Genomic DNA, 25,643 nt, shown 5'->3' with positions numbered 1-25,643 from the left:
ATCGGGAGAGCAGATCCACGGATGTGTCGCAGCTGGTGCAGACGGCGTTGTCGTAATTCCGACGCATGTCGCAGTGCTTCAATTCGACTAAAGCCTGGCAATTTCTCGAAGTTCTTGTCTTGGCAACTGGGTTTTGCGGGGGAGGAGACTGGTATGACACTTGCTGCTCTCATCCCAGACCCTTGCAAAGTTCCTGGAGAAACCCATGCACAGCGTCACCTGCATCAAGCATGTCCTCGATTCTTCGCAAACTCACGTGCGGCCCTTCACCAAAATTAGCAAGCGCCGGCGCGGTGACCGCAATCAACTGCCTCGATTGGCTCTTGCGGTAGAGGGCGCTGGATGTGCGCGAAGAGTTCGACGACGAGATCACCGTTCTCACAGTAGAACCTGCAGACGGATCGGATTTCTTGCCCAAGGCGGTGCCTCTAGCCGAGCCCGCCGTGCTCTCCGCAGATCCCGGGCTCGCCGACGCTGGTCCACTGCCGATCAGCTATACGCTGGCGGCCGCGATCCGCAAGAATTTGCAGCAGATATAACCCGGCCATGCTTATCTTTGCTCTCCAACAGCTCGTCGAGGTTGAGTTCAAGCAGCTGGAGCCCGGCATCAGGCGGACTTGCGCACTGCTGCTCACGTAATTTCCCAAAATCGGGACGCAGAATCTTGCCACAAGGGCTATCGAGCAGCCGGCTGACGCCTGACGAGCGGATCACGGAGACCACCGCGGGCATTCGGTGTGTGAGTAACATAGGTGCAGGCGTTTCCAAGCGCGATTCACCATCGTTGGGGCGTAGAGAGGACCAATGTGGATACCGTCGTCCAAACCGGCGGAAACGCGCGGACGTCCCGACTTCGCCCGTATCGCCGCCGTGTGCAGCTCTTACCTGCGCTGACAGTCGCTTTCGTTCCGCAGGTATCGCGGCATTCGCCCGGCCGCAATGTATGCTGGAGCAGCGCGGGAATACAACCAACCTCAGTCTGAAACAAATTCAGTCGAACGGCGCAATGCCTTCTGCCGATCGCGTGAGGCGCCATATGAATCTCTTCAGCTTCGTCGAATGCGCAAATCAAACGCAATCTCTCAAAGCGTTGTTTGATCTGCTTGTGAGCTGTGCGAGCGAAGAGGGCTTCACTGAAGTCGCTTACGGAGCACTCACCTTCGCTGAGCCGCTTCGTCTGCCGGGGTACCCACCGCCTCTGATAGCCATGAAGGTTCCGCCGGACTGGGGCCAGCGCTATTTGGAACGCAAGTACTACACGGTCGATCCGGTGGTCCGGCGGGCACCGATGTATGCGGGGCCGTTTCTATGGGACCAGCTGGTCAAGGAATATCAGCTTCAGGCATGTGAACAACGCGTACTAGAGGAGGCCAGAGAGGCGGGCCTAAAGCACGGCGTCAGCGTGCCGCTGTTTGGGCCATCAGGCCGTATATCTGTGGTATCGTTCGCATCCAGTTTTGATGATACCGATCCTCTGGGGAGTGTGAGCCGTCTCAACGCGCTGGCTTGGCAGTTTCATGTCGCATTTGCGGAGGTCGCAAGACCCTTGGACAGTGCTTGCGATAGAAAAGTGACCTTATCAGAGCGCGAAAAGGATTGCCTGCGATGGGTAGCAGAAGGCAAATCTTCCTGGGAAATCGGGAAGATACTGAGTGTCAGCGAGAATACGGTGAATTTCCATCTTAAGAACGTAATACGAAAGCTCGGGACAGCGAACCGGACTCAAGGCCTTGTGAAGGCGCTTCGTCTTGGTCTTATTGAATTTTCGGTGACTGCAGCGGGAACACCGATGGTCGCGTAGCTGGTATCGCGTACGCTGCAGGACCACCCTGGGCGTGGCGATTCTGCAAGGGAGCGGGCCTCACGGCGGTATGGCCTCAATCGGCTGCGCTTGTCGCCATGAATCGCCGCGAACATCTACTGCGTCGCAAATGTAGCTGATAGTCGCTGCTATTCGATCGGCCGTGCCAGCAGATCAGCTGTGCCTTTGCTGGTGAATACCTAGCGTGCCCGACAAGATCGCTTAGCGGAAGATGCATTCTGCATTGGTCCCATTTACTTCTATGCAAAGTATTCGCGTTACAGAACACGCAGTATTGGCACACTTTGCGAGAGAGACGCCTCTTGCCGGACTCTGGGACCTGAAATCGCATTAAAGCTTGCCGTCCTAGCCGCTGAACCCAGTCTCATCACGTCTCAGTACGGGAGTTATTGAGGATCTTTTGCTGAGCGCGACTTGGTGCAACACATCGAGCACAAGGGGCATCGGCAGGATCGATCGACCTATGCTTGGGCAATTCGGTCTTTATGTGCGCAAAATGCGCGAGCGGGACGTCAGCCATTTCGCTGAGCGACGCCAATCGACATGCAGCCGAAAAAATTGGCGGCGAGATTCATCTGGTTTTCGCGAGCCATTGAGCAAGGTACCCCCTCGTAGTAGCCGAGTGCTGAGGGGTATATTGAGAGGCACGCATCATCGCCGCGTTCCAGATCATGCCGAAGAGTGGTGTAGGAGGGCCTCGCCGAGCACAAAGCTTGCCTGCTTGTTACAACGCCTTGATTGCCGAACGCCAAAGCATTGGTGTGTCGATGTATTTCAAAGTCAAAGCCGGAACACGCGATTATTGGTTCGAGACGCTGGATCACTGAGGGCGAGACAAGTCTACGGTCTAGACCTCAAATCTTCCGGATCGATCACACGCAGGCGATCTGCGCAGTCGGAGTCGCTCAGCCCTGCCTCACCGACGCATCCGTGGGCCGTCAGAACGACCTGAGTTACGTTAACGCGGGAATTCTCGCAAAGCACAAAAGATACTTAGGTGACCGTTGCACGCAGATGAATATCTCGACAAAGAGCCCCGGCGAAGGGCCGGGGCTCTCGATCGCGATTGAAGATCAGGAGATCGTTACTTGAGAACCAGGGGCCAGCCAAACTTGTAATTGACCCGCGCGGTCACGAGATCAAAATCCTGGCGGATGCGATCGTTCCCAAGCGCACCACCACCGGCGGCCGTGAAGTTCACGTCGCTGGTCGGCATGAACACGTGGTCGTACTCGACGCCAGCTGACCAGTTCGGCGTCAGGTTGACCTCAAGCCCGGCGCCAACGGCGCCCCCCCAACGCGTAGTGTCCGCGCTCCCAAGCTGCGTCCCTGGGGAAACGGAGTTGATCTGATAGCTGCTGCCCACGACCGCGGCGCCCCCTTTGGCGTATAGCAGTACGTTGCTGACGGCATAACCGATCTGACCAGTGATTAAGCCGAACGCATCTATCCTTGTGTGATTGCTGTTGGTCGGAAAGGCCGCGCTGACATTGGAGCCGTTGAAATCGGCCCAGTTGCCTTGGCCTTCGACGCCAAGCACTGTCTGGCCGATCTGCCAGCGGTATCCGATCTGCCCACCGACCGTGCCGCCGCTTGCATCGTGGGAGCCCTCAGGGGTGGTGCCCGCGAAATCCCAGGAGTTATGGCTCGAACCCCAGCCGCCATTGATGCCAGCATAGAAACCACTCCAGTCGTAGGCCGCGATCGCGACCGGCGCGGGTTGCGGCGGCGCCTTGGTGTAGACAGGCTGTGCAGCGAGATCCGCGGCGAATGCAGGCGCCGCAGCGTTGAGTGCGACGATGCTCGCAGTCATAAGCAACAAGTTCTTCATTTCGAGCTTCATTTCCTTAGGGGGGCCCCCGGCCTCGCGCGTCATAACAGCACCAACACGAATTGCTGTAACTGCGGCGCAACATTACTTCGAAAGAATCGACTTGAATCTAACGCTGCGTGAGGTTGTAGGCTCGAGTCTCACTAGCATCGCACGCATCGAGACCTAGCGGACGGGTCAACGCGACAACGGAGTAGGTGGCTGTGTGTCGAAGCTCGTTAGTCGAGGATGGCCACGTGCATGTAGTCGCTGACCGGATCAGCAACTGGAGTGGCGTTCGTTGCCTTAAGATGCTCAAGACGGGAGAGACGTCTTCCTGGAGGCTACCGTGTCATCCGGGCGAGAATAAGCGCGCTGGAATGGACGTGCTACCTTGGTAAGTCCTCCATGGAGAGCGGCGCGTCCTTCTTTACGACTTCTCAAGTACGGAGACTGCCGGCGCGCTGAAGCAATCGCTAAGCCTCGACCTGATACGCAGGTGGGTCCCGATGGCCCGCGAGGTCCGTACCCAAAGATGGAGAGTTAGAATGAGTACGTGGGCGAGCGCATCTGAACGGAGCCAAATGACGGACGTCGATGCAATGCTAGCCGAACTGCGGCTGTGCGAACTCCCACACGATGTGGAGGTGCACGGCATGCCCCTACACATCCTGCCAGGCGTTCTGTCACCACGCTTAAGTCACGGTCCGGACGCCTTAATGTCGAAGTGGCGCATCGAACATGACGCAATGGTACTCGATCTCGGATGCGGATCAGGTGTGCTAGGGCTTGCTGCGCTTCGTGCCGGCGCAGGGCGCCTCGTGGCTCTCGACATAAATCCGCAAGCCGTTCGCACGACGGAGATAAACATCGAGCGGCTAGGTTACGGGAGCAAAGCCGACGTACGCCATAGCGACACTTACTCTGCACTGCAATCCGGTGAGAAATTCGATGTCATTCTCTTTGCTGCCCCGTATTGGAATCGCGAAGCAAGGGATGATCTGGAGCGCTCGTGTTTCGATCAAGACCACCAAGTCATGGCCGCAGTTCTCGCAGGAGCGCACCTCCATTTAAGTGATAAAGGCGTAATGTACGTGCTCTTCTCGGACCAGGGAGATGTTGGGTATGTTGTGAACTTGATCGATGAGAGTAAGCTGCGTGTTAGAGATATGCATATTCTCCGACCAACGAGCCCAGGGGGCCACGTCCGGATCGTTTGGGAACTCGCGGTTCGATAACGTCCTTGAATCTCATGCCGAGTTGCTCCTCAGGCTGCGCGGCTAAAATATTGGGGTGCTCCCCAGTCAGACATTTTCGCGATGTGGCTCAAGTGTTTCGCGCCGCCTCTGCCGCTTAGGTGGCTCATTGCAAAGGGCGCGCGCACATGGCCATTGCAGCTCGTTCATTGGGGCGGACTTGCGCGGCGATGGCTTTGCTGCGTGCGACGAGGCCGCGAACGTCAGGGTGCCGAGAAATGGCACCTTCTCTGAGATAGAGCTGCTGCGGGTGGATGTTTCGCCCTTTGGATCCTACGGAAAACTAGGAACTTGGTGACGCACGGTCCGGAAGACATGATCTTCTTCCCTTTTTCGGCTTTGACCCTACCCCGATTTGCGCCAGGGGACGAGCATGGAGACGTGTCTTTTGTATTGGCGATACTGGTTCCCGAACAGCTTAAGGAGGTCCCGCTCTTCGAAGAAAATTCCGACAAAGATGTAAGCGGTGGTCCCGGTTGCAAAGAAGAGGTGCCCGATCGTCATGACGGGCGCGGCCCAGAACGCGATGATAAAGCCGAGATAGATGGGATGCCGTACAAAATTGTAGTACAGCGGAGTCCGGAACTGCGGTTCCGGTAGGCCGCGGCCCGTGAGATTGGCCGTGACTTGCCGTAGTCCGAACAATTCGAAATGATCGATCAAGAACGTGCTGGTAAACATCAGCGCCCAGCCAATGAATGCTGCTGTCCCAATCATGACGGACACATCGCGGTCCGTAACTTGCCAAACGATTGCCGGTATGGGACGCCACCGCCAGAATAGCAACAGCAGGCACAGGCTCGCCATTAGCACATAGGTGCTCCGTTCAATGCATTTCGGTACATAGCGCGTCAACCAATTCTTGAAGGTTTTGCGCGCCATGCCGGTGTGTTGGATGGCAAACAGAGCCATCAACAGCGCATCGATGGAAAGCGCTTGGGTAAGCGAGGTGCTGCCAGGCCCGGTGTCAATCGTTTTCGGTACGACCAGGCCGCTTACGAAGCCTACCGCATATAGAATTGTGAAAAGGAAAGCCATGTAGGCGAGTAGGCCGTAGAGAAATGCGGCCCATCGTGACAATCGACCCTGGGAATCCGGGTGGCTCGTGGGCTTTATCTGAAGCATGGTCTCTCCGCTCGCGGTTACGGCTTGCCCACGCGATGGGGCGCTAAAGAATCCGGAAAGGCACGCGGTCAAAGCTTCGTGGCCCGTCCGCAAACGCCGAAGATGCAGCCGGTAGCTTTCGCCCCGGCAAATGTCTCGCTGATCGCGATCATGATGAAAGGGTCCTCGATCGTATGCGCAAGCCAAGCACTGCGGCCAAGGGGAGAGTTGGCCTGACTAGGCGCGGAGTAACGTGACAATTAAGCGAGTTTCGTCGTGAACTCCTTGCGTCGTCGGCTGCGTGCAGACTTGGCTGCCGGGCTTTCGTTCTCATCTCAGCAAAGGACGTGCCGACTACGGCATAGGGTGCGGATCTTGCCCGTCGCGAGAACACGCGTCGCTAATGGCATGCTATTTGGAATCATGCCGCCAGTTGTTGGAGTTCTGACATCGCCGTAGTCGCCGGGACACGGTTGGTAAGATGGGCGTCTCTATGATGCCAGCCACCCCTTGTGCCGGGTTTTGCACGAGTGCTTGACGATGATGCGTTCCGAGGCCCCGTGTCCTGGTGCTCGGGTATGGCTGAGTGTCCGATGCTCCGCATTCTTGCACCGGATCCTGCAGGATTGCGCCCGACGAGGATTGGGCGAGCGAAAAGGCTGCTCAGTAATAAATCAGTGGCCAAATCTGGAGGTCGGCTCGCTCGGAGTTCTGCGAGTGTCGCCGCGACGGCAACCGCGCATGCCTTAGCAATCACTGTCGGCTAAGGTGCGCTTGTTCATCAGCCTGAACAGAGACAGAGGGTACTTTTTGAAAAGTGATTGGCGGTCATACGTTGCAGAGGAGGCCGGATTTGCATCGAACGCACGACGCCATCCGAGTAAAACGCTCCCGATGATTATGTCAGAGGAAGACGCCGAGCATTGTGCGGCGACACGTCCCTCTGGACAACCCCCGTTGCTTCAGTAAATCTGGCGCAGATAGCGTCAAGTTGACGCTGAAGAAATCAGAATAGTCAGCGGGCGCAGGACGTGCGAAATTCTGAGCCGATAGATTCCTGCCACATCAAGCCTCTTCAGGAAGGGCGGACTTGTTGCGCAAAGTCAATCGGGCGAGCGAGGACGACGCAGGATTGAAAGTCTAACCGTCAACGATCTCACATGATGTGGCAATTCCTACAACCAGGATTGCCTGCTGTCCTCTCCTAAATGCGCAACTGATCTAGCTTCTCAGACCGTGCAAAGTCCCTGAGCCGCGGACGATCGCTATGCGATTGTAGTTCAACAGAATGAGCTTGAATCTAATGCCGCGTCAGGTTGTAGGCTGGAAACCATATCATGCCGGGCTCGATGGCGTATCGGATGCGCGGTTGATGCTAACATTGGAGTGAACGGTGTCTAAAACACGCACGCCGTCAGCGCCAAGGGGTGGAAAGCCAACGCTTTTAGCCCCTGATGATGATCCCTTTCTCTGGTTGGAAGAGATAGAAGGCCCGGAAGCGCTCGAGTTTGTCGAGCAACAGACCGGCAAAACTCTGCAGGTGTTTGGAGGCGCGACATTCGCGCGGGATCGCGACGCGCTGGCTTCGATCTACGACCGTCCGGACAATATTCCTTATGTCAGCCGGCACGGCGACCATCTCTACAACCTTTGGAAAGATGTCAAGAATCCACGGGGCCTCTGGCGTCGGACCACTTTAGAAGAATTTCGCAAGCCTGAGCCATCATGGGATCCTCTACTTGACGTCGATCAGCTCGCGGCGACTGAGAACGCAGACTGGCTTATGAGCTGGACCGCTATGCTGTCCGGTAGCTCGCGCGTCATGATCGCCCTATCGCGGGGCGGCAGCGATGCTGTGATGCTGCGCGAATTCGACCTGGCCACGAAGAGCTTTGTGGCTGACGGTTTTGTGCTGGCGGAAGCAAAGAGTAGCGTCAGTTGGGTTGACCCCGATACGTTGCTGTTGTCCAGCGCCTATGGCGAGGGCATGGCAACCATATCGGGCTATGCGAGAACCGTGCGACTGTGGCGCCGCGGCGAGCCCATAGAGCGCGCGGCCGTGGTTTTCGAGACGTCGCCCGATCGCATGGGCGTCAGCTGTGGGATCGAACGTACCGGACAACAGCAACGCGTCTGGTACAGCGAGCAGCTGGATTTCTTCAATTTCCACGCATGGCTCGGAACCGAAGCAGGGGCGCACGTTAAGCTCGACCTTCCGACCGATATCTGGCTGCAGGCGCATCAGGACTGGCTCGCGGTGAAGCTTCGCACGGCTGTGACAATCGCCGGCGTGATCTACCCGGCTGATACCCTGATCGGCATATCGTTGACCGCCTTTCTTGCCGGGAAGCGCAGTTTCGTGGTCCTTTTTGTGGCGAGGCCGCGACGAGCACTGCAGGGATTTTTCTGGGTCCATGGCAAACTGGTCCTCTCCATCCTCGACGAACTCCGGCCGGTGTTCGAGATCTGCACGCCATCCCCCACCACCTGGAGCCGCGAGCAGCTGGACTCGCTTCCCGATATCGGCGTCGTTGATGTCTGGCCACTTGATCGCGATCCATCTGAGGGCAATGGTGACCTTCTGGCCAAGATCCAGGATCCGCTCACGCCTCCCTTCATGATGCTCTTGGAGCGGGGCGTCGCCCGTCCAGCCCTGCTGAAGGAGGCGCCTAAGACCTTTACCGCTGATGGTCTCGTGGTCACCCAGCATGAAGCGATCTCGGTCGACGGCGAGCGCATTCCCTATGTGCAGACCGGACCCAAAGGTGAGACCGGCGAAGCGCCCGTCCATATGAGCGGTTATGGCGGATTCGGCATCTCGGTGAAGCCGTACTACAATTCCGCGCTTGGAAAGCTGTGGCTCGAGCGCGGGGGTACCACGGTGCAGCCACATTTGCGCGGTGGCGGCGAGTTCGGCACGCGGTGGCACGATGCCGGGCGATTAGCCGGCAAGCGGCTCTCCCATGATGATTTCGCAAGCGTCGCGGCCGACCTTGTCCGCCGCGGCGTCACGAGGGCAAAGCGCATCGCGGCCGAGGGCGGATCGAACGGCGGCATTCTTATCAGCAATATGCTAACGCGGTACCCCGAGCGTTTTGGCGCCCTGTTCTGCACCATCCCGCTGATCGATATGCGCCGCTACACCAAGCTGCTCGCGGGCGCGAGCTGGATTGCGGAATTTGGCGATCCCGACAAACCCGCAGAGTGGGAATGGCTCAAGTCCTATTCCGCCTACCATATTGCCAAGCCAGGGCAGGACTATCCGCCGATTCTGATCGCCACCACGCGGCGGGACGATCGCGTCCATCCCGGACACGCCCGCAAGATGGTCGCCAAGCTCCAGGGGATGGGCTATCAGGCTTATCTCTACGAGCCGGCTGGCGGTGGTCACGGCTATGGCAGGGACAACAAGGAGCAGGCCGCCTTTCAGGTGCTCGGCTTCGAATTCCTGAAACGCAAAATTGGTTGGCTGGACGAGAAGACTTAAAGCAAGATTCACCCCGATCTCGCAAACACCAGGGCTGAAACTGCTGCTCTTAATTTCGACGACCTCGACCACCGCGAGATCGGGACCGAACGCAAGCCTCTCGAGATAGGCCTGCCAGCGCTCATTTGGCATTGCGCTCGTGCGGAATCAATCGGTTGCGCCAGATTTTTGTCTACGGCTGACATATTCGCCGCGGCCGCGGGGCGAGATTAGCTTCCATCTGGGGGCCGCGCGCTTCCAAGCTTGGACGAAACTGTCGGATATTCGACACATGAGGAGACGTCGCGTTGCAACTCACACGCGCTTGGCAGTTTCAATTCATTCCTGCTAGATGTGCGTAAGAACGCCAACGGAGTTGTTATGGCCAAGACGCAATACAAGAAGGTTGTCCGTCGCGAGTACACGAAGGCGGACGTGAAAGAACTACGCGCACACTCGAGGGCGAAAACACCCGTTACGAAGATATCAAAGCTTACAAAGCGAAGCGTCGGATCACTGCGTCAGAAGGCGCTAAAGTTAGGCATCCCGCTCGGACATCGACGGTAGTGCGCGCAGCGAAAAGACGCGTGGGGAACTACCGGAGATCGAGTACTCAGCAAGAGGAATCCTCAGCCACATCGGTTCCGCGTCAAATCACTCCATCGTCACCAGCATGGGCTGTGCCCTTGGGCCAGCTCGCGCTGCACTTTGAGGTGTGCCCTTAGCAAGTCGTATGATGGCTACAGGTTCGGCGGCATCATTGGATTGCCGCCGAGATCTCACCAGTTGCTCATCGCGGCCGAACATGTTGATGAGCAGCTTTCTCGTCGGAAAACCCGCGTCCTGTCGTGATCTTCGGTCTGGTGCGCGGCTTCTTCGTCGGAATTAATCGTGAGCCCAGGTGCCACTTCGCCAGCCTATAGAATGGTCACGTGAAGGACCGACGGCCATCTTGGCCGCTGACATCTCGATCGCTATGAGGCAAGTGTGACAATGTCATCCTCGCCGCTATCGGCTACCGCCTCGGCCTCGTCTTGGCCTGGCTGGACTTGCTGGTGCGCCTGGTCCTCAACGATTCGTACGGCTGGTCGTCACTTGGGTCGCGCTCATGACCGATTGTTATCGTTGCCAGACGTTAAAGTCGTCCCACTGACAGTTCGGGTGCCGCTCAAGTTGAATGTGAATTGAGGCGGCGTGCGCCGCTAGCCAGAAAAAACGGTATATCTCGCCAGTTCGGAACGTCAATCTTCGAAGGACGTGCGCGACGATGATCAGTACAGCTTGGCGTGCAACTTCTCCAATCGCGCTAGGCCCTCTTCAATCAGACTTGTCGGGAGATAGCTAAAGCACAGGCGTACATAATGGCCACTTTGTGGGCCATTATCTCCGCCGTGTCTAAGGTGCACGTCATGCTCGCAGCACGCAGCCTTAATGAAAGTCTCAGCCTCAATTCCTGCAGCTAGCCGTACCCAGAACGAAAAACCTCCGCTTGGAAGAAGATAGTCTAGATCGCAAAAGTGGCTCCGCTGCAGCAGCGCATGCATGCTGTCTCGCTTGGCACCATAATGCTTGCGTAACCGCGCAATGTGCGCATCAAGTGCGTCCGACTGCAGCAATGATAAGACGATATTGCTGACGATAGGACTGACGCCGCCGTCACACTTGAGACGCGCCAGTCTGTCGATGACATCCGAATCAGCAAGCACCCAGCCTACCCGCAGCCCCGGCCCGGCGACCTTGGAAATGCTATGAATATTTATGACGTTGCCGCCCGGTGGCAGCCAGTCAACTTCGCCGTCATAGGGCAGCTCCGCATAAACGAGATCCTGGACCAACGCCACGCCATGCTGCGCCAGCGTCGCTGCAAGGCGGGCCATGTGCGGGCGCGGCATCTGGCGCCCAGTCGGGTTATGAAATGCTGGCGTCGTGTAGAAAAGTTTCACGCGGGTATTATGCCGCAAGATCTGTTCAAGCTCGTTCAGGTCGACGCCATCGGCGCTCATCTCAAGCTGGAGAATGGTTGCCCCCGCGATCGAAAAGATGCGCAGTGCACCCAAGTAGGACGGGTCCTCGGTCAGGACAACATCGCCGGGGTCGAGCCAGACGTCGCCGACCAATTGCAGTGCCTGTGAAGCACCAGCGGTCAGGATAATCTGGTCCTGCTGCACATTATAGCGTTGTGCGAGCTTTTCTCGAAGCCTGGGCAAACCCACCGCATCCGTATACTGAAGCAGATCGGCGGTGGCGACACCGGTATTTTGGCTCAATGCATCCGGCCAGGCTAGCTCCGAGAACATCGCCGGATCTGGGAGCCCATACCCGAAATGGATGGCGCTCTTCGCAGTTGAGTAGCTAAAAGGCGCAAAGCTCTGAGCCAGAGAGCTGCGGTGAGAGACAGGTGAGTTCATGGCTTTATCGTTCAAATTCCGCTAATCTGCTTAGCCTGTTGTGGTCGAAAACGTTCGTTGTAAGCTGCGATGAAGTTCGCGGGTATCGCTGTGCTGACACGCGGGAAGTCGACCTTTGGTGGAAGGCCGGCTTTGGCAGCAGGTTTGCCGAAGGACGGCTGCCATGCTGCACCAAAGAAATGGCGGCCATATCGGATCGTTAGCTCGGGAACCACAGGATACAGAAGGCTCAGGAACAGCGAGATCTGCGCTGAATTCCACATGCCGCTGTCGTCACGCGCAAAATCGGCTACCTCGAAGTAGCTATCAATGACATCAAGCGCATCCCAGAATCGGAGCTCCTCGATCGCATCAGCGTAACGCTGAGCGAGGATTTGCAGACGAGATCTGAGACGCCTGCTGTCCAATGTGCGTGCGTTGTTGGCATGCTGGCGCAATGCCTTTTCCCAGACCTGAAGGTGTGATGCGGCCCTGATCAGCTGATCGACGTCGAACTCGTTTTCATCCCTGCCGAATGGCCGCGCAATTCGAGCGAGAGCATAGCGAAGCACATTGGGGTCTACCTCGCGCGCGACTTCATCGGCCCAAAGCGCATGGTTACGGCTGGTGGAAAATTTCTCCCCTTCGAGCTTGTAGAAATCCTGGATGGAGTGATTGGTGGGGATCGGGTAGCCGCGCGCGAGCAGCGCGCCGGTCACACCTACCGTATAGTAGAAGCGGTTGTCCTGGCCCATGAAAAACACAAGCCGGGTGCTGGGGTCGTGCAAGGTTGTTTCTGGGCCTAGAAAATCATTGGCGCATTGCTCGCGAATTCCGGTGTCAAAGCACCACAGGCCCTCAAACCATGTGAGCAGGGTTTGGCCGAACAAAGGTTCGGGCTCGAGTAACTCCACACCATGACTGAAGTGGCGCGACATCGGCAAGCCATGCATGTCGCTGGCAAGCCAAGCGCGCGCCTTGTCCCGAATGACCTCGGGCCAGGCACTTTCTCCAATGGCTGTGGTCAGCGCCTTCGCAAGGCGAGGCGTATCGAGCACGGCCTGCTCAATGGGCCTTAGTACAAGATTGTGACCGCACGTGGTGTGCCGGGCATTGCATAAAGCGTCGTGCCGGATTGCCAGGCCGCAGTTCTCACACAAGTTGCTGTCGGTCGCAGAGCCGCACGCGGGACAATTCCCAACCGCCAGCGAGTCCGCGACAAATTCATCGCAATGCTCGCAATAGAGCTGAACACCATTGCGGATCTCGACATAGCCAGCCTCCTGCAGTTCGCGGAAAATCGCGAGGGCGTTTTGCTTGTGTATCTCGCTCGATGTGCGAACGAAGACATCGGGCGTGATGTGCATGGCACGCAGGCCCTGCAGGATCTCGTCAATGTGCTTTTGTGCAACGTCGCCAACGGGTTGTCCGAGCTTTCGTGCCTTTACGAGTGTATAGGTACCGTGCTCATCTGCTCCGGTGACATGGTGCGCGCGATGGCCGGCCAGGCGCTGAAAGCGCACGAAGATGTCGGCGAGCAAATATACGCCGCCGACGTGACCGAGATGTAATTTGCCATTAGGACAGGGGGGAGCGGGACATACGAAATAGGTGCGCATGTCAATCCCACCAGATGGAGAGGAACTTAAGAGTACTCTCCTGGCTGACATTGCGGATAGCGTGCTTCTGGTGTGGAGGCATGTAGAACAATGTCACCTCGTTCACCGACCGCGTCTGCCCGTCAGCTTCGAATTCTCCCTGGCCTGAAATCAAGAGCCACAGTTCATGTTCGTGGTGCGCGTGCGGATCGACCGCGCCACCGGGGGCGACCTCAACAACCGAGGCGCCGAACTCGGGGCTGAGATCATCCGGTAAATGCTCCAGCAGGCGGCAAACCAGCACGCCATATTCGGTTCGCATGAGGGAGCGATCGATCTGCTTGGTGTACACGTGGTCTTTCCTTAAGGGTGCAATCACTCGCGATAGAAGATGCCGTTAGGCGTCTTCAGATTTTCAAGTTCGGCGACCTTGCCTTCTGGCGGGTTGTAGGCGCGCTTCATCCGATTGTATTCGGCGCGATCAGGACCGCCGGTGGACGCGCGTTGGAACACCAAATAGAGCGTGCGACGAGAGCGATCGCTCTTGTTCGGCAGTGAGTAGTGGGGCGCGTAGTCGTCGAAAATAAAGACGTCGCCTGCCTTCCACGGCACTGGTTCCCATTCAAAGCTCTCGGCCACGTCCGGGTTTATGACGCCACCGGCATCCATGGGAAAAACTCCCTCCTTATGGCGACCGGGAGTGAAGAATAGACCACCATTGTCCGGAGCCGAATCGTCGATGGCAACGGCTGCTATGGCGTGCACCATCCGCTCGGGGAGCTTGTGGGGTATATGGTATATGTCCTGATGAGGGCGATAACCGCCGCTATCAGGGTACTTGAAGATCAGAAGCTCCTTTAGCATCCGCGTGTCCTCGTCGAGGAGCGTGTTTATCGCGTTGCAAATGCGGCCGTCGGCCAGCAGCGTCTCGCGTAGAGCGCCATGGTAGTCCAGGAAGTTCTCGACCTTTGAGATGATCTTGCGATTATCGGCCGTTTTCTCGAACCACATCATCCACTTGTCGACGCTCACATCCCAGCGCGCGACGCCGTCCACGAAGTCAGAGATCTTGTCGCGCGTAGGCGCATCAAAGAAGCCTTCAAGCCGAAGATATCCATCCTGATGCCATTTCGCCTTCTGTGCCTCGGTCAGCATGTGCGAGCTCCTTTTTTGAAGATTACGGAGAGTAGGTTCTTGCCTTTGGCCGAAGTGCGATTACCAGCACCCCGTTAAAGGCGGTCGCGCCCAATAGCGTGAGCAACATCCCGTCAACGCCAAATCCACCGATCAACTGCCCTCCGAGGAACGGAAAGCCGAACAACCCGAGGAAATAGGCTAAGGTGAAGATTTGTGAGGTAACTGGTACGGAAAGCCCCCGCTCGCCGGCGAGATTGACGGCCATTCCGATAAGGGCGGAATAGCTGAGCCCGTAACCTGTGGCGAAGATTGCGGCGGCCAATATATACAGTAGAGTGTCGCCAGGATTGATAATGAGCAACGCCAATGAGGCGCCGGTAGCGATAAAGAGCGTGAGCGCAAGCCGGTGTACGGGCACTTGGTTCAGCAAATGGGCGACTGAAAAGCGGAGCGCCACGCTGGTAACGGTGAATACGAGGAAGAAGATATCAGGGTTGAGCCGACGTGATGCTGCATAGGCGCTCTGATATGTCGATAGTCCGGAAAAAATGCAGGCCGCAACCGCGATCATGAGGATCGGTGCGGCTGTTGCGTGTCGAAGCAGGGCGCCCGTTTCGACCAGGGTGACCTCGATGTGAGGCATGGGTACCGAGGGGGTGCTCAACATGGCATGTCGTGCGACGCCTACGCAGATGGCTGCAATTGCGCAGGCCACCGCGAAAAGTGCGTACATCATCGCCATTGAGCCGGTGCATGCTGTCAGAAAGTGGCCGAGTGGGGCCGCTAGTCCAAGTCCTGCCATCTGGGCGCCGGACAGGATCGTCAGATGTTCTATACGGGCTGCGGGACGCAAGTGACGGATAATCTGCAACGGCGAGAGGATGAACAGCACGGACCATCCCGCACCGACGAGCATGCCGCCTGCATAGGCCATTCGCGTGTCGTACGCTGCAGCAGCGAAGGCCGCCATGGCCAGCGCCATCACCAACGATGCGGCAGCTATCGTCGGCATAATGCCAATGCGCTGGGCAACGCGGCCTGCCAGGCAACAGCACACGATCGTTGCAACCATGCCACTGGAGATAATGGTACCCGCGGCGTCGCCCTCCATACCGAGCGCTTCCATATATTCCGGCAAAGTGAAGCTCGTGCCGTACGCTGCCGCAATGATGCTGGATGCGACCAAAAACGGTCCAAAGGCGGGGTAGGGTAGTTTGCAAGATAGCCGGTCCGCAGCTGAAGGGGGCACATCGACAATTCGTAAGATGGAGGATCGGGACGCACTCATGTGATTGCGCTCATATGTTCTGCAAGTGGCGTTGCATCCGGCACGGTGCTTAGATTCGAAGCGTCTGGGGACTCGTAACCATTGAGGATCTGCTGGCCTGATTGATCCAGATAGAAGGGACGTCCGAGGAGGCTGTTGATGATGAGACTGTTGCGATACGCCACCAGTGATAAGTTTGCGCTCTGCAATCCGTGCTGCAGACGGCTCTGATTTTGGAGATATACCGGTCCTGGCATATGCTGATTGAAGCTAACCGCGTAGTCCGAGCCGAGCACGGGTAGGCCATCCTCCATGTGCGCGCCGCCCAGGAGCGATTGTAGAAAGGGTGGAGTGCGCGGTTGAAAGCCCGTGGCAAGTACGATGCGATCAACGAGGATGCTGTGATGTTGCTGCGTGGCGAGATCGGTCAGATTGACTCCCCAGCGCTTGTTTAGGGGCGCGATGTCTTTCACAACGACGCTGGACAGGAGAAGGAAGCTGTCAGACGGCGTACCCTCTACGTTCCTTTCGTACAAAATGTCGTAGAGGCGATTGCACAATTCGGCAGAAATGCCATCACTTGTTAGCTTTTCACGCTCGATGATTGTGCGGCGGTGCTGGAGCGGCAGGGCATGAAAGCGCCGGCTGTAGCCCGGCCCATAGGCCTCGTTGACGAAACTGGTATCGTCCATGGCAAACAGGTTTGAGCGCGATGTGACCCAGGTAATCCGGGGAGCGCTGGGACGATTGAGGAGGTGCTCGACAATCTCCGCGCCGCTCTGACCACCTCCCACCACGAGCACATGCTCGTCTGCACCAGGTGAGTCCTGGTCGAGATAGTCAGCGGCGTGATAGACGGTGTTGCAAATGAAGGGTCTGGCGCACGGGGGGATCGTTGGCTCAACGCCGACCGCTATCACGACGGCGCGCGCCAAGTATGTCGTTGTGCTCGTATTGACGCGATAGCCGTCCCTGAAGGGCGCGACATCGACGACCTCTTCGTTGTAGCGGAGCGTGCCAAGTTGTCGCGCGACCCACTGGTAATAGTCAGTGAACTCCCGCCGCGAGGTCGAAGCATTGCGTTTGTTGATGAAGCCGTAGAGCCGTCCGTGTCGTGCCAGGTAGTTCAGGAAAGAATAGGGGCTGGTGGGGTTCACCAGCGTGACGCAATCCTTGAATGGCGACACTTGTAACCGGCTATTCGGCAACGCCATGCCTGGATGCCAGCAGAATGCCCCGCGCTTCTCCAGGAATAGTGCGCGTAGCGGGGCAGGTTCGATCAGGGCTGCCAGGCTGAGATTGAAGGGACCGATCCCGACGCCAATGACATCCAGCGTATCCACGAAGGTCTCTCTCACGACAGTGTAAGGATCGAAGGCGGTCGGTTGCTGCGTTTGGAAGCCTACAATCTGACACCGCGTGAGATACAAGATGTTTTATAGCCCGACCGGGCCGGGATTTAGGTAAGCTGCGTCTTCTCGCCGCGTGCAGAAATCCGCATCTCCTGCCGAGCAGTCTCATGGATGGCGAGGAAATAGTGGAGATTCGCGTCAATCGCTGGTCGGCAGTCGCGGATGTGTGATGACCGGCCGTGCCTGGGCGACGTAGCTGTCCTTTGGGTCTGCTGAAAGCGCGGTCAATAGGCTGCTTGCTAGCCGGAGGGCAGAGAAATGCGATCGGACTTAAAGTGCTACTGATGCCGCGACGCCTCATTGCGGGAGAGGCGTGCGGCACAAGGGCCCATCCTCAGGCTTGGAAATTCTTTGCCAGTTGCAAAAAGTTTGTCAGCAGAGCATCTCCTTGTTGGGTCAGTATCGATTCAGGGTGGAATTGCACGCCATAGGTAGGTTGATCGCGATGTGCAAGCGCCATGATCTCGCCCTCGTCCGAGCGCGCAGTTACCATAAGACGCGACGCGCGTGATTGATCGATCTCAACGACGAGGGAATGGTAGCGCCCGACGCAAAGAGGGGAAGGAAGTCCTTCGAATAGGCCGCGGCCGTCATGCGTAACGGATGAGGAGCGACCGTGCATGGGGCGACGTGCACGTGCCACGCGTCCGCCGAAAACGCTCCCGATGCACTGGTGTCCAAGGCAGATGCCGAAAATCGGGACAAGACCTGAAAACTCGCGAACGATTAAAGTCGATATTCCCGCCTCTGTTGGGGTGCAGGGACCGGGGGAAATGACCACCGCGCGCGGCTTGAGACGAACAATATCAGTGAGGCTGATCGCGTCATTTCGGACCACTTCGGTTGATTCACCAAGCCGGCGGAAATAGCGCGCAATGTTGAAGACGAAGGAGTCGTAGTTGTCGATGATGATAATCAACGTTCACCGGTAGAATTGGCGCGAAATGCGTCAAAGATCAGCTGTGCCTTGGCGAGAGTCTCACTATATTCGGCCGCTGGATCCGACATCGCCGTTATCCCGCCCCCTGCGTGAAAGACAGCCAAGCCGTCGTCGATCGTGACGGTGCGGATCGCAATATTGGTATCCATATGCCCGTTGAAGCCAATGAAACCGATCGCCCCGCAATAGACCTCTCGCGCGACTTGCTCGAGTTCCGCAATGATTTCCATCGCTCGCACCTTCGGCGCCCCGGTAATGGAGCCGCCTGGAAAACAGGCGCGAACAAGGCCGACCGCGTCCTGGTCGTCCGCAAGCTCTCCCGTGACGACCGACACGAGGTGGTGCACCGAGGCATAGGTTTCGAGGCTGCACAGCGCTGGAACGTCGACTGAATGCGGAGTGCAAACACGAGAAACATCGCTTCGTAGGAGATCGACGATCATGATGTTCTCGGCACGGTCCTTGTCGGACGCGGCCAAGAGTTGCGCGCGACGCTGATCTTCCCCAAAATCCGTTGAACGCGCGATCGTGCCTTTGATGGGGCGCGTTTCGACCCGCCGTCCGTCGAGCTTCAGAAAGCGCTCCGGCGAGCTCGATGCAATCGTGAGATTGCCGTAGCGCAGGAGCGCTGCAAATGGTGCGGGGTTTAATGATCGCAGTTGGCAGTAGAAGGCAACAGGATCAAATGAGGTCGTGAGCCTGGCGCTAAAACGCTGCGCAATATTAGCCTGAAAGACATCTCCGGCCAGAATAAGGTCAATGACGCGCTGGACCGCCGCAATGTAGGACGCGCGACTGAAGTTCGACTGCCATGGTCCGACTGCGCCATCGGCATAGTCCCGCGGCATGTATGGGCCGGCAAGGAGAGCTGCAAACTCATCGGCTCGATAGCGCGCACGCGTGGCCCGGCGTGCAGGATCCTGCTCCGGCCATCCCGTCGACACGATCCAGCACCTGTCGTCGCGGTGATCGTAGCTGACTACGACGTCGTAGAAATGCAGGATGGATTGAGGCAAGCGGTGTCCAGAACTTGCCCGCACGGGCAATCGCTCCAGTGTCCTGTTCAGATCGTAGCATAAGAACCCGGCCGCTCCGCCCTGAAATGGCGGCAGATCAGGGCGATGCTCTTGCGGATACTTGGCGAGAAGGGTGCGAAGGGCTACCCAGGGGTCACCGTCAATGCGATGGCCGTTCCAACTCGCCTGCCCGTCCGCGATGATATAGGTGCCGAACGGGTTGCAAGTCAGGTATGAGTAGCGCCCGAGGAGCTCGTGGCTTGCTGCGCTATCGAGAAATGTAAGATGAGGCCCGCGGGCGAGGCGCCGCATTGCCGTGACAGGGGCAATCCATGGCAGTTCGCGGACGTACATGGGGCTATCACGCTACCGGTGAGCGGCATCCGCGCGCTTCCGATGATGACCCGCCAAAGGAGAGCAACGTTCGATCGGAAGTTTGCAAGCTCGTGAGACCGACGATCAGCTTAGCCTCAGCCGGCCGATACCGCGCGGCGCGTGAGGAGCCGCACATTCGCCGACACACAATAGTCTGCCGCGAACCGCAGCTCGCGCAGTGGCCGTACCCGCCTGATTGATTCCTGGTAAAGATCATGCGCCTTGTAGGCTTCGAGTTCCGCCTCGTTCTCGAACTCACCATAGACAACGACGTCGATGTCGTTGCCGAGTTGGTCGCTCTTACGGTTGCGAGCGACCTCGAGCCGGCGTGCATGCGGGATTTTCGTGAGAACCGACAGGCCCTCGATGATACGATCGATGTCGGCCTCATCTTTGGCGCTGAACAAGACAATGTGACGAATCATGGATGGCCCCATGGAGTCCTATCAAAGATGGGGCGCATAACTAGCTTGGGATCGAGATCTCTGCAACGCTTTCGCCGCTGCATCGCTGATTGATGATCCAGTTTTTGACACTGTTGCGCCCCTCAGTCTGAACTGAGCTCACAAAGGCGTTTTCCTGATCAAGAGGCGGAAAGCGCCAGGCGCTCGATGCTCTGAATGTGACGCGTGAGTAGATTACAGGCTAGGTCGAGGTTGCGCGCTCGCAGGGCCTGCAGAATCAGACGGTGATCTTGGTTGGACCGTGGACGCCAGCCAGCCGTCCGAGCCATCGCGAATACCAGCCGAGAATTTGCAAGCTGCAGTTCGTCGAGGCTGGCGAGCAGGCGGGGCATCGCGCAGGGCGCAACCAGGGCGTAATGAAAGGCCCGGTTGGCCATCTCAAAATCCTCAATCGTCTGAGCGCTGTCTCCTTCAATGAGCGCAAGTTCAATGCGTGCCAGGTGGACTGACGAGAGCTTTGGAGCTGCATTGCGCAGCGCGACCACTTCGAGCGCTGCACGCATCTCGGCGATCTCCTTCACCGAATTGGCATCAAGCGGGGCGACCCGCACGCCGCGGCGCGGTGCACTCACGACAAGATGCTGCGCCTCGAGTTGCCGAAAAGCCTCGCGCACCGGGACGTGACTTGAATTGAATTCCCGCGCCACATGATCCTGCCGGAGTTTTGCGTCTGGCTGCAGCGCGCCGTTGATAATGCGCTCACCGATTGACTCCGCGATGCGTCCAGCAGTCGTTCTGTTCTCACTCATAGATTATCTATCGGAAAAATGGGTGCGCCCCGATACCGCATCGATTAGCATCGATCCAATGTCGATGACGAGAGATAATTCACGCGATTATCTATGATTACGGACTTGAGGCCTATGGGTGTTGCTGTTGGAGTTGATCGGAACGGAAGCTGCGAGCTCGAAGAAGTCGGAAAGTGGAAACGTACCGACGCCGAAGCGCTCTATGGTCTGCCATTCCCAGAGCTGATGTTTCGAGCGCAAAGCGTTCACCGCGGCAATTTTGATCCAAATCACCTCGAAACAGCAAGCCTCCTCAGCATCAAGACGGGTGGCTGCCCGGAAGATTGCGGCTATTGCGCGCAAAGCGCACATTACGAAGCCGGAGTGAAAGCGACCCGCCTGATGGATCGCGCTGATGTGGTCGCCACCGCGCAGCGTGCCAAGGAGGCAGGTGCGACCCGCTTCTGCATGGCCGCGGCCTGGCGCAGTCCGAAGGACCGCGATCTGGATCGGGTTTGCGAGATGGTCAGCGCCGTCAAGGACCTTGGCATGGAAACCTGCGTTACGCTGGGCATGCTGACACTGGGGCAGGCAGCGCAGCTTTCCGAGGCTGGGCTCGACTTCTACAATCACAACATCGATACATCGCCTGAATTCTACGACAGGATCATCACGACTCGCACGTTGCAGGACCGAATTGATACGCTTGAAAACGTGCGCGAGGCCGGGATCAAGGTCTGCTGCGGCGGCATTATCGGCATGGGCGAGCGCGTTGAGGACCGCCTCGACATGCTTGTCCTGCTGGCTAATCTGCGAAAGCCTCCAGAAAGCGTGCCGATCAATCTTTGGAACGAGGTCAAAGGGGTTCCGGTCAACCATACCGCGGAGCGCCCCGATCCTATCGCGCTGGTGCGCCTGGTCGCCACTGCCCGGATTATGATGCCAACGAGCGTGGTGCGGTTGTCGGCCGGGCGGCATGACATGACCGACGAATTGCAGGCATTGTGCTTTTTGGCCGGTGCGAACTCAATTTTCATCGGGGGCGTGCTGTTGACGACCAAAAATCCAAAAACCGACCGCGACGCAAATTTGCTGACCAGGCTCGGTATCACATCCGGGCTTGCCTGAACCAACAAGGCGGCAAGCTGTCTCGCGAAACTCCTTAAATCTTAGGTGCGGAATGCAAATTACCTTGATGAAGGGCAAGATCCACTGCGCATCAGTGACCGAAGCGGATCTGCACTATGAAGGCTCTATTTCAATTGATCGTACACTGCTGGATGCAGCAGGGTTCCTGGTCGACGAACGCGTCGAAATTCACAACGTCGAAACCGGCGCATGTTTTGCCACCTTCGTGACCGAAGCGCCCCCCGGCTCGGGTGCCATTGACTTGAACGGTGCGGCCGCGCGACTGGCGTTACCCGGAGACAAGATTAGCGTCATTGCCTACGCCTCGTTTGACGAGGCCGAAGCCAAAACGTTCAAACCTCGCATCGTGTTGGTTGATCGCGAAAATCGGATCACGCCGGTTTAGTGGCCGAAAAGCGGACCTAAGGCCGTTTTTCTTCGCGCCCATTCGAATTTTGCGTGATTTCGTTACCCGAGAAATGAGAATGAATTCAATCCACGCGGGAAAAATTGCCGGATATGCCGCAGCGTTGCATGCTCTGAAAGAAGACCACCGGTTGCGCCGCCTCAATCCGCGTGAAGGAATCGATTTCACGTCGAACGACTATTTGGCGCTCGCGAGCGCGCCGCGCATGAAAGCGGCTGTTTTGGCAGCGATCGAGGCCGGCACGCCGATCGGAGCCGGCGGCTCGCGGCTTCTGCGCGGCAATTGCGAGGAGCACGAAAGTCTGGAAGCTGAAGCTGCCAGGTTCTTTGGTGCCGAGACGGCGCTCTTCTTTGGCGGCGGGTATGTCGCAAATTTCGCGGTCCTGACAACGGTGCCGCAGAAGGGCGATCTCCTCGTTCTCGATTCTCTTGTACACGCGAGCATTCACGAAGGCGCGCGAGCAAGCCGCGCTAATTTTCGTATAAGTGCGCATAACGACCCGGAGGCGGTCGAACGCACGATTCGTGACTGGCGGGCAGACGGCGGGGTGGGCCGCATTTGGATCGTGGTCGAAAGTCTCTACAGCATGGACGGTGATTTTGCGCCGCTCAAAGAGCTGGTTGCGCTCGCCGACCGGCATGATGCGTTCCTGATGGTCGATGAGGCCCATGCCACGGGTGTTTACGGTGAGCAGGGACGGGGGCTCACCGCGCCTTATGAGGGACGAGAAAATCTCCTGGTGGTTCATACCTGCGGCAAGGCGCTGGGCGCTGCGGGCGCGCTCGTCACTGCGTCTGGCGTGCTGCGAGACTTCCTGGTCAATCGTTGCCGTCCATTTATCTTTGCTACCGCACCCTCGCCGTTGATGGCGGTCGCCGTGCAGGAGGCGATTCTGATCATTCAGCAGGAACCTGAGCATCAGCGGCGTCTCACCGAGCTGGTCGGGTTCACGCACCGGCAGATGAGCGAGTGCGGTTGGAAAAGTCCGTCCGATTCGCAAATCGTGCCATACATCGTGGGCGACAACGCGCGTGCGATGCGGCTCGCTTCTGCACTGCAGGCTCGCGGGTTCGATATCCGTGGGATCCGGCCGCCAACCGTGCCAGTGGGTACAGCCCGCTTGCGAATCTCACTAACACTCAACGTCAGCGAGGACGACGTGCGTGCAATGCTCGATGCCTTGATCGAGGAGACGAGAGGTGTACTTCTATGAGCCCAAGCATCGTGGTGACGGGTACAGATACCGGAATCGGAAAGACGGTGTTTGCCGCAGGGCTTGCGAAACTCCTCGGCGGGATCTATTGGAAGCCGATTCAAGCTGGCCTCGGCGAAGAGACCGATGCCGAGGCTGTGGCGCGGCTGGGCGGCCTGTCGGCCGATCGCATCCTGCCAGAGCGCTACCGCCTTCGAACGCCAGCATCGCCCCACTATTCTGCCGAGCTTGACGGAGTGCGCATCGAGCCAGATTCGCTTGAAGTGCCAGATACCGGCGGGCAGCCGTTGGTTATCGAGGGCGCGGGCGGGTTGATGGTGCCGCTGAGCGGCGACACACTCTACATTGATGTGTTCGAGCGATGGCGGCTTCCGGTCGTGCTTTGCGCAAGCACAGAACTGGGTACCATCAATCATTCGCTGCTGTCGGTAGAGGCGCTCCGAAAGCGTGAGATCCCAATTCTCGGGATGGCCTTCATTGGCGAAAGAAACGCCGAAACCCAGACCATCATTCGCGAGATGGGGCGGGTGCGTTGGTTGGGTCGATTGCCATGGCTCTCTCCCCTCACGGCGGACACGCTAGAGGCAGCATTCAAGGCCTCATTTCGTGCAGATAGTTTCAAGTTGTATGCCAAAGAATAAGTCGCCGATCTGGCATCCCTTCACGCAACACGCCCTTCAAGACGAGATGACGAGGATTGTTCGGGGCGAGGGCGCCTATCTTCACACCGCGGATGGTCGCCGCATCATCGATGCAATCTCATCCTGGTGGGTGGTGACGCATGGTCATTGTCATCCATATATTGTGCGCGCGATTCAGGAACAGGCAGGCAAGCTCAACCAGATCATCTTTGCCGGCCATACCCACGATCCGGCCGAGGAAGTTGCGGCCGAGCTTCTAAAACTCGCGCCTCGCGGGCTCGAGCATGTCTTCTTCTCCGACAGCGGCTCTACGAGCGTGGAAGTCGCGCTAAAAATGGCGCTCGGCTATTGGCATAATGTCGGCCAGCAGCGAATACGCATCATCGTGATGCAACATTCGTATCACGGCGATACGGTTGGCGCGATGTCGGTTGGGGCTAGGGGCGTGTTCAACGCGGCGTACGGGCCCTTGCTGTTCGACGTCACCTCGGTCCCGTTTCCGGCAACAGGTCATGAGCAGGACACGCTCGACGCCCTTGAGTCAGCATGTCGAAACGAAATTCCGGCAGCCTTTATTGTCGAGCCTCTGATATTGGGGGCTAGTGGAATGCAGATGTATCCGGCCTGGGTTCTCAGAGAGATGAAGCGCATCTGCGAGGCATCCGACGTCCTGTTCATTGCCGATGAGGTCATGACGGGCTGGGGCCGCACTGGAACACTCTTCGCGTGCGAGCAGGCCAATATCACACCCGATATCGTCTGTTATTCCAAGGGAATTACGGGAGGAGCGCTTCCCCTCGCGGTAACACTCTGTCGCGGGGATATTTTCGATGCGCACTATTCGAAAGATCGGACGCGCACGTTCTTCCACTCGAGTTCGTATACCGCAAATCCCGTGGCCTGCGCAGCAGCAAAAGCTAATCTGGATCTCTGGCAAGATCCCCACACCCACCAGCGCGTGGCGGCGATCGCCGCGATGCAAGATCAGGCAATTGAGCCATTCCGGGCAGATGCACGCTTTGAAGACGTTCGTCGGACCGGCACGATTACAGCGCTCGATCTGAAGACGAGCGATCCGGGTTATCTAGCGGACATGGGTCCAAAGCTTCACGCCTTCTTCAAGAAGCGAAATCTTCTGCTGCGGCCGCTCGGCAATACGATCTACGTCATGCCGCCGTATTGTGCGACGAGTTCAGATCTTGACGAGATCTATGCTGGCATCTGGGATGCTGCTGAGGCGCTAGCTGGAAGGAAGGCATTTAACGAGCTAGTGTGAGAGAGCGTCTTTCGTCCAGAGCCAGCTGGAAGGAGCGCGCGGATGCCTCATTGACCGAATTCATCGGCAAAAGCTGCGTCACGCCGATCATCTGGCCACAAAAAACTGGGGCCGGCACAAGCGGGCCAGCCTTGCACAATAACAGCCGCCTGCCCAAATAGTTGGGCCTACACAAA

The 25,643-nt window shown here is 57.8% G+C and carries 21 protein-coding genes; 9 read left to right on the top strand and 12 right to left on the bottom strand.

Annotated elements, in window-relative coordinates:
• The first annotated feature begins 344 nt into the window (after window positions 1-344).
• Window positions 345-539: a hypothetical protein gene (locus SO140_RS33485; protein ID WP_498543675.1), complete on the top strand. Its 195-nt coding sequence runs from the start codon at window positions 345-347 to the stop codon at window positions 537-539.
• Between the two features lie 404 nt (window positions 540-943).
• Entirely contained in the window at window positions 944-1,801 is an 858-nt protein-coding gene (locus tag SO140_RS33480) for an autoinducer binding domain-containing protein (RefSeq protein ID WP_498543674.1), read from the top strand.
• A 1,105-nt stretch (window positions 1,802-2,906) separates the two neighbouring features.
• Here the strand turns inward: SO140_RS33480 and SO140_RS33475 are convergent.
• Window positions 2,907-3,653 carry an outer membrane protein gene (locus SO140_RS33475; RefSeq protein ID WP_498543682.1) on the bottom strand — a complete coding sequence of 249 codons (747 nt, stop codon included), beginning with the start codon at window positions 3,651-3,653 and terminating at the stop codon, window positions 2,907-2,909.
• Window positions 3,654-4,216: 563 nt separating this feature from the next.
• Here SO140_RS33475 and SO140_RS33470 point away from each other — a divergent pair.
• On the top strand, window positions 4,217-4,870 hold the full coding sequence (locus SO140_RS33470; protein ID WP_498543673.1) for a methyltransferase: 654 nt from the start codon (window positions 4,217-4,219) through the stop codon (window positions 4,868-4,870).
• 363 nt (window positions 4,871-5,233) lie between these two features.
• Here SO140_RS33470 and mddA read toward each other — a convergent pair whose 3' ends face one another.
• Complete coding sequence (mddA, locus tag SO140_RS33465) at window positions 5,234-6,013, bottom strand: methanethiol S-methyltransferase (protein ID WP_498543672.1); 780 nt, start codon at window positions 6,011-6,013, stop codon at window positions 5,234-5,236.
• A gap of 1,372 nt (window positions 6,014-7,385) precedes the next feature.
• Between mddA and SO140_RS33460 the strand changes: the two genes are divergently transcribed.
• Entirely contained in the window at window positions 7,386-9,479 is a 2,094-nt protein-coding gene (locus tag SO140_RS33460) for a prolyl oligopeptidase family serine peptidase (protein ID WP_498543671.1), read from the top strand.
• 1,250 nt (window positions 9,480-10,729) lie between these two features.
• Here the strand turns inward: SO140_RS33460 and SO140_RS33455 are convergent.
• The 10 genes from SO140_RS33455 to SO140_RS33410 form a co-directional block, all read right to left on the bottom strand.
• Window positions 10,730-11,866 (bottom strand): aminotransferase-like domain-containing protein, encoded by a 1,137-nt coding sequence (locus tag SO140_RS33455; RefSeq protein WP_498543670.1) that lies wholly within the window; start codon window positions 11,864-11,866, stop codon window positions 10,730-10,732.
• Between the two features lie 11 nt (window positions 11,867-11,877).
• Window positions 11,878-13,464 (bottom strand): class I tRNA ligase family protein, encoded by a 1,587-nt coding sequence (locus tag SO140_RS33450; protein WP_498543669.1) that lies wholly within the window; start codon window positions 13,462-13,464, stop codon window positions 11,878-11,880.
• Between the two features lies 1 nt (window position 13,465).
• Entirely contained in the window at window positions 13,466-13,795 is a 330-nt protein-coding gene (locus SO140_RS33445) for a cupin domain-containing protein (protein WP_498543668.1), read from the bottom strand.
• A 23-nt stretch (window positions 13,796-13,818) separates the two neighbouring features.
• The gene (locus SO140_RS33440; RefSeq protein ID WP_498543667.1) at window positions 13,819-14,598 is read right to left on the bottom strand and encodes a phytanoyl-CoA dioxygenase family protein; all 780 of its coding nucleotides are present in this window, start codon (window positions 14,596-14,598) and stop codon (window positions 13,819-13,821) included.
• 22 nt (window positions 14,599-14,620) lie between these two features.
• On the bottom strand, window positions 14,621-15,766 hold the full coding sequence (locus SO140_RS33435; protein ID WP_498543666.1) for an MFS transporter: 1,146 nt from the start codon (window positions 15,764-15,766) through the stop codon (window positions 14,621-14,623).
• Between the two features lie 98 nt (window positions 15,767-15,864).
• Window positions 15,865-17,190 carry a lysine N(6)-hydroxylase/L-ornithine N(5)-oxygenase family protein gene (locus SO140_RS33430; protein WP_498543665.1) on the bottom strand — a complete coding sequence of 442 codons (1,326 nt, stop codon included), beginning with the start codon at window positions 17,188-17,190 and terminating at the stop codon, window positions 15,865-15,867.
• 403 nt (window positions 17,191-17,593) lie between these two features.
• On the bottom strand, window positions 17,594-18,178 hold the full coding sequence (locus tag SO140_RS33425) for an anthranilate synthase component II (protein ID WP_498543664.1): 585 nt from the start codon (window positions 18,176-18,178) through the stop codon (window positions 17,594-17,596).
• Window positions 18,175-19,569 (bottom strand): aminodeoxychorismate synthase component I, encoded by a 1,395-nt coding sequence (gene pabB, locus SO140_RS33420; protein WP_498543663.1) that lies wholly within the window; start codon window positions 19,567-19,569, stop codon window positions 18,175-18,177. Before pabB ends, SO140_RS33425 begins: the two co-directional genes overlap by 4 nt.
• A gap of 116 nt (window positions 19,570-19,685) precedes the next feature.
• Window positions 19,686-20,015: a Dabb family protein gene (locus SO140_RS33415; RefSeq protein ID WP_498543662.1), complete on the bottom strand. Its 330-nt coding sequence runs from the start codon at window positions 20,013-20,015 to the stop codon at window positions 19,686-19,688.
• 158 nt (window positions 20,016-20,173) lie between these two features.
• Window positions 20,174-20,803, bottom strand: coding sequence for a GntR family transcriptional regulator (locus tag SO140_RS33410; RefSeq protein ID WP_498543661.1), 630 nt, complete (start codon window positions 20,801-20,803; stop codon window positions 20,174-20,176).
• A gap of 114 nt (window positions 20,804-20,917) precedes the next feature.
• On the opposite strand from SO140_RS33410, the gene bioB reads away from it, so the two are divergent.
• From bioB to SO140_RS33385, 5 genes are all read left to right on the top strand, one after another.
• Complete coding sequence (bioB, locus tag SO140_RS33405; protein WP_498543660.1) at window positions 20,918-21,910, top strand: biotin synthase BioB; 993 nt, start codon at window positions 20,918-20,920, stop codon at window positions 21,908-21,910.
• Window positions 21,911-21,962: 52 nt separating this feature from the next.
• Complete coding sequence (panD, locus tag SO140_RS33400; RefSeq protein ID WP_498543659.1) at window positions 21,963-22,316, top strand: aspartate 1-decarboxylase; 354 nt, start codon at window positions 21,963-21,965, stop codon at window positions 22,314-22,316.
• A gap of 79 nt (window positions 22,317-22,395) precedes the next feature.
• Complete coding sequence (locus SO140_RS33395; protein WP_498543658.1) at window positions 22,396-23,550, top strand: 8-amino-7-oxononanoate synthase; 1,155 nt, start codon at window positions 22,396-22,398, stop codon at window positions 23,548-23,550.
• Window positions 23,547-24,191 carry a dethiobiotin synthase gene (gene bioD / locus SO140_RS33390; protein WP_449382481.1) on the top strand — a complete coding sequence of 215 codons (645 nt, stop codon included), beginning with the start codon at window positions 23,547-23,549 and terminating at the stop codon, window positions 24,189-24,191. The genes SO140_RS33395 and bioD overlap by 4 nt, the downstream gene beginning before the upstream one ends.
• Window positions 24,178-25,467 (top strand): adenosylmethionine--8-amino-7-oxononanoate transaminase, encoded by a 1,290-nt coding sequence (locus SO140_RS33385; RefSeq protein ID WP_498543657.1) that lies wholly within the window; start codon window positions 24,178-24,180, stop codon window positions 25,465-25,467. The genes bioD and SO140_RS33385 overlap by 14 nt, the downstream gene beginning before the upstream one ends.
• Window positions 25,468-25,643: the final 176 nt, after the last annotated feature.

The sequence above is a fragment of the Bradyrhizobium sp. UFLA05-108 genome (assembly GCF_059803455.1).
Note: the sequence above shows the minus strand (reverse complement) of the source record. Positions and strands in the feature narration are given on the sequence as shown.

Bases quoted from the DNA above. Each gene is read 5' to 3' on its own strand.
- SO140_RS33415 (WP_498543662.1), bottom strand. From the start codon at position 20,015: ATGATTCGTCACATTGTCTTGTTCAGCGCCAAAGATGAGGCCGACATC.
- SO140_RS33385 (WP_498543657.1), top strand. From the start codon at position 24,178: ATGCCAAAGAATAAGTCGCCGATCTGGCATCCCTTCACGCAACACGCC.
- SO140_RS33395 (WP_498543658.1), top strand. From the start codon at position 22,396: ATGAATTCAATCCACGCGGGAAAAATTGCCGGATATGCCGCAGCGTTG.
- mddA (WP_498543672.1), bottom strand. From the start codon at position 6,013: ATGCTTCAGATAAAGCCCACGAGCCACCCGGATTCCCAGGGTCGATTG.
- SO140_RS33410 (WP_498543661.1), bottom strand. From the start codon at position 20,803: ATGAGTGAGAACAGAACGACTGCTGGACGCATCGCGGAGTCAATCGGT.
- SO140_RS33480 (WP_498543674.1), top strand. From the start codon at position 944: ATGCTGGAGCAGCGCGGGAATACAACCAACCTCAGTCTGAAACAAATT.
- pabB (WP_498543663.1), bottom strand. From the start codon at position 19,569: ATGTACGTCCGCGAACTGCCATGGATTGCCCCTGTCACGGCAATGCGG.
- SO140_RS33455 (WP_498543670.1), bottom strand. From the start codon at position 11,866: ATGAACTCACCTGTCTCTCACCGCAGCTCTCTGGCTCAGAGCTTTGCG.
- SO140_RS33475 (WP_498543682.1), bottom strand. From the start codon at position 3,653: ATGAAGAACTTGTTGCTTATGACTGCGAGCATCGTCGCACTCAACGCT.
- bioB (WP_498543660.1), top strand. From the start codon at position 20,918: ATGGGTGTTGCTGTTGGAGTTGATCGGAACGGAAGCTGCGAGCTCGAA.
- panD (WP_498543659.1), top strand. From the start codon at position 21,963: ATGCAAATTACCTTGATGAAGGGCAAGATCCACTGCGCATCAGTGACC.
- SO140_RS33470 (WP_498543673.1), top strand. From the start codon at position 4,217: ATGACGGACGTCGATGCAATGCTAGCCGAACTGCGGCTGTGCGAACTC.
- bioD (WP_449382481.1), top strand. From the start codon at position 23,547: ATGAGCCCAAGCATCGTGGTGACGGGTACAGATACCGGAATCGGAAAG.
- SO140_RS33450 (WP_498543669.1), bottom strand. From the start codon at position 13,464: ATGCGCACCTATTTCGTATGTCCCGCTCCCCCCTGTCCTAATGGCAAA.
- SO140_RS33440 (WP_498543667.1), bottom strand. From the start codon at position 14,598: ATGCTGACCGAGGCACAGAAGGCGAAATGGCATCAGGATGGATATCTT.